This is a genomic window from Clostridium tarantellae (assembly GCF_009295725.1).
In the GTDB taxonomy this organism is placed as follows: domain Bacteria; phylum Bacillota; class Clostridia; order Clostridiales; family Clostridiaceae; genus Sarcina; species Sarcina tarantellae.
Genome location: NZ_WHJC01000504.1, coordinates 1 through 1359, shown reverse-complemented (window position 1 = coordinate 1359; position 1359 = coordinate 1). Strand labels below are relative to the sequence as shown.

The 1359-nt window shown below is 32.0% G+C and carries 1 protein-coding gene; it reads left to right on the top strand.

The annotated features are described in order from the left end of the window. Window position 1: 1 nt before the first annotated feature. Window positions 2-1359 (top strand): type I restriction-modification system subunit M (locus GBZ86_RS15965; RefSeq protein WP_152892299.1); only part of this gene is annotated, 1358 nt, incomplete at its 3' end.

The window sequence follows — 1359 nt, the reverse complement described above, 5'->3', positions numbered from 1 at the left end:
AATGAGTACAGCAGAAATTCAAAAAGAGCAACAAAGCAATTTACAAACGAAGTTATGGGATATAGCTAATGACCTAAGAGGGAACATGGATGCAAGTGAATTTAAGAACTATATATTAGGACTTATCTTCTACCGTTATTTATCTGAAAATGTTGAGAGCAGAGCTAGAAAGCTTTTAGAAGAAGATAATATGAGCTATGAAGAAGCATGGGCTGATGAAGAGTATAGGGAGGCACTACAGGAAGAATTAGTGTCTGACATAGGGTATTTCATTGAACCTAAATATTTATTTAATAAACTTTTAACTTCAGTTGAAACTGGTGACTTTGATGTAGAAGTTTTAGAAGAAGCCATAAATAATATTATGGAGTCAACTTTAGGTCAAGAGAGTGAAGCAGAGTTTGACCACCTATTTGATGATATGGACCTTAAATCAACTAAATTAGGTAAAGATGTTAAAAGTAGAAGTGCTTTAATTTCTAAAGTGATGGGAAATATAGCACAAATAGATTTTAAGTTTGATGATAGTGAAATAGACATACTAGGTGACGCATATGAGTACCTTATAGGACAATTTGCTGCTAATGCAGGAAAGAAAGCAGGAGAGTTCTATACCCCTCAGCAAGTTTCAAAGATACTTGCTAAGATAGTTACTATAGGTAAAACAGATTTAAAAAACGTATATGACCCTACATGTGGTTCAGGATCACTATTATTAAGGGTTGCAAGAGAAGCTAATGTTAGAATGTTTTATGGTCAGGAGAAAGTTGCAACAACTTATAACTTAGCAAGAATGAATATGTTACTTCATGGAGTTAGTTATAAAGATTTCGATATAAGAAATGATGATACATTAGAAAATCCACAGCATAGTGATTTTAAATTTGAAGCAATTGTAGCTAATCCTCCTTATTCTGCCAACTGGAGTGCAGATGCTAAATTTTTAGATGATGTTAGATTTAGTGCCTATGGAAAACTAGCTCCTAAATCTAAAGCTGATTTTGCATTTATACAACATATGGTATCTCATTTAGATGATAATGGAACTATGGCAGTAGTATTACCTCATGGAGTGCTTTTTAGAGGTGCAGCAGAAGGAGTAATAAGAAAGTACCTAATAGAGCAAAGAAACGTCTTAGATGCCGTTGTAGGGCTTCCTGCTAATATCTTCTTTGGAACTTCTATACCTACTGTAATTTTAGTATTTAAAAAGAATAGAAATAATGCAGAAAATATTTTATTTATAGATGCATCTAATGAATTTGAAAAGGGTAAAAATCAAAATGTGTTAAGAAATATTGATGTAGATAAAATAGTTGAAACTTATAAGAATAGAGAAACTATTGATAAGTATTCATA